This window comes from Neobacillus jeddahensis (assembly GCF_000612625.1).
In the GTDB taxonomy this organism is placed as follows: Bacteria; Bacillota; Bacilli; order Bacillales; family Cytobacillaceae; genus Neobacillus; species Neobacillus jeddahensis.
Genome location: NZ_CCAS010000123.1, coordinates 1 through 2,419 on the forward strand (window position 1 = coordinate 1; position 2,419 = coordinate 2,419).

3 protein-coding genes are annotated in these 2,419 nt (G+C 39.7%); all 3 read left to right on the top strand.

From position 1 onward, the window contains the following. The first annotated feature begins 85 nt into the window (after nucleotides 1–85). The 3 genes from TY15_RS22855 to tnpC all read left to right on the top strand — a co-directional run bounded on the left by TY15_RS22855 (nucleotide 86) and on the right by tnpC (nucleotide 2,325). Nucleotides 86–280, top strand: a complete 195-nt coding sequence (locus TY15_RS22855; RefSeq protein WP_040203117.1) for a hypothetical protein — start codon at nucleotides 86–88, stop codon at nucleotides 278–280. Next, a complete protein-coding gene (gene tnpB, locus TY15_RS22860) occupies nucleotides 277–630 on the top strand; it encodes an IS66 family insertion sequence element accessory protein TnpB (RefSeq protein WP_040203115.1) in 354 nt (117 codons plus the stop codon). The genes TY15_RS22855 and tnpB overlap by 4 nt, the downstream gene beginning before the upstream one ends. Nucleotides 631–732: 102 nt before the next feature. Beyond that, complete coding sequence (tnpC, locus tag TY15_RS22865; protein WP_040203114.1) at nucleotides 733–2,325, top strand: IS66 family transposase; 1,593 nt, start codon at nucleotides 733–735, stop codon at nucleotides 2,323–2,325. The last annotated feature ends 94 nt before the right edge of the window (nucleotides 2,326–2,419 follow it).

The following is a 2,419-nucleotide window of genomic DNA, read 5'->3' on the forward strand; positions in this document are numbered from 1 at the left end:
GTAAGCCCCCATTCAAACAACGCATACAAATTACCAGCACCTCTTTGGTACGATACAAGTATCAAATAAAGGGAGGTGTTTTTCTATGTCGCAACAAAAATTAACTATCGTCCCCGTTACATTACAGACCGAAGATAAAAATACTTCCCCAATTACACAGGCGACGCTCTCCTCGAACGCAGCTTGTACGATCAAGACGGCAACTACTGAAATCTCCTTCTTTAACGGCATAGACGAGCGCATCATCCAAACTGTTATGAGGGAGTTGAAACATCTATGAGGCACGACTTTACAGGAGTTAAAAACATTTTTATTATTTGTGGTAAAACGGATATGAGAAAGGGCATTGATGGCCTTGCAACATTGATTCAGGATTCTTTTAATCTGGACCCTTATAGTGATTCTATTTTCTTATTTTCTGGATGGAGCAAGGACCGCTATAAATGTTTATATTTTGATGGGGATGGCTTCGCCATGCTTTATAAGCGTTTGGATAACGGAAAGCTTCAATGGCCTAAAGATGAAAATGAAGTACGCAAACTTTCCCAGCAGACCCTTCGCTGGCTGCTAGAAGGACTATCAATCCAGCAACCAAAAGCTATTCAAAAGTCACCGAAAGGAGTGTTCTAAATTAGTTGGAAACGTTGATTTAAAGCCGTTTCCACCTTCACTTAACTCGTTCAAAATGGTATAATATATTTAACTTATATGTGCGAAAAGTGGTGAATTTTTGTGGTTAATACTCCTTTCAATAACGGGAATCAATACGAAAAATTAATTCGACTTCTTGAAGAACAATTGGCTTATTCGAATCTTCAAAACAAAGATCTATCCAAAAAGCTAGATCAATCGGCTAAGCAAATTGAAGCGTTAACCGAACAACTTCGCCATTTAAATAAGCAATTATTTGGTTCCAAAACTGAAAAGGCTAAATATAATGCGCCAGAAGGACAAAGTTCATTATTTGATGATGATCAGTCTTTTAGCGAACCTGAGCCCACAGAAGAACAAAGCCAACAGTCAATTTCTTATACTGTTGTACGGAAAGTCCAAAAGAAAAAGCGTAATGATTCATTGCATGATGGTATTGAAGTAGAAGCTGTTCACCATTATCCAAAAAATACGACTTGTGACTGTTGCCAGGGACCAATGATTGAAATTGGTAGCACCGTCGTACGCGAAGAAGCAGAATTCATTCCCGCAAGAATGAAGAAAGTTCAACATATTGAACACGCTTATGAATGTAAAAACTGCAAAGATGATGCATTTCAGAAAGCGCAAATTAAACGTGGTAAGGCTCCACAGGCTCCTATTCAACGCAGTATCGCAGGTCCAAGCGTCCTTGCCAAAGTTATTTATGATAAATTTGCACAATATTTACCGCTTTACCGTCAGGTAAAGGAATGGGTTCGCTATGGATTGAATACCAATGATAAGAATCTTTCTAACTGGGTTATTCGAGCTGCACATGATTGGTTATCCCTTATTTATGAACGGATGAAACAACTAATGATGGTTAAATCCGTTTTGCATATCGATGAAACTTATGCTCAAATTATCAATCGATCCGACGGGAAATCTGGGCAAACCAATGCTTATAATTGGGTGTTTCGAAGTGTACCGAGCCAAGGGCCTATAATAACACTTTTCCATAGTTCATTGTCACGTGCCCGATCTGTCCTTGAAAGTTTCGTTGAAGGCTTTTCCGGAACGATTATTTGTGATGGATATTCCGCCTATGATAAATTGAAAGGCGTTACCTTCGCAAATTGCTTTGCGCATGTTCGGCGTTATTGGCTAAAGGCAGACAGCAAAAATGGGCAAATCGGTGTGAATTACTGTGACGATTTGTACCGCCTTGAAAGGCAATTTAGACATTTGTCTCCGAGTAAGCGACGAAAAGAGCGCCAGAAATATTCGAAGCCAATTGTAGATAAATTCCTTGAATGGGTAGAAACATCACCATTTTACGGCAAAAATGCACTTGCGAAAGCAGCTGAATACACATTGAACAGGGCAAACGGACTGAAGGCATTCCTGTACGATGGACGAATTGAATTGGACAATAATCCCGCGGAGAATGCAATACGCCCGAGTGTTGTGGGTCGAAAAAACTGGATCCACTCTGTTAGCGAAGCCGGAGCAAAAGCCAACGCTATCTGTTTAAGTATCGCGGAAACTGCAAAAGCAAACAATGTGGATTTCTATCGCTATCTTTTGAAGTTACTGACAGATTTACCGAATCTAGATATCTATCAAAACCCGGAAGTTTTAAATCAATACATGCCCTGGTCGAAAATGATACAGGCAGAATGTGGCAACTAAAATAACCGTCTATCTGATTAAAGAAATCACGATAAACGGTTATTTGCCATGCGGACCAAAAAGGTGCGCTTCTTTTTTATATTTCGGGCTTACG

Bases quoted from the DNA above. Each gene is read 5' to 3' on its own strand.
- TY15_RS22855 (WP_040203117.1), top strand. From the start codon at position 86: ATGTCGCAACAAAAATTAACTATCGTCCCCGTTACATTACAGACCGAA.
- tnpB (WP_040203115.1), top strand. From the start codon at position 277: ATGAGGCACGACTTTACAGGAGTTAAAAACATTTTTATTATTTGTGGT.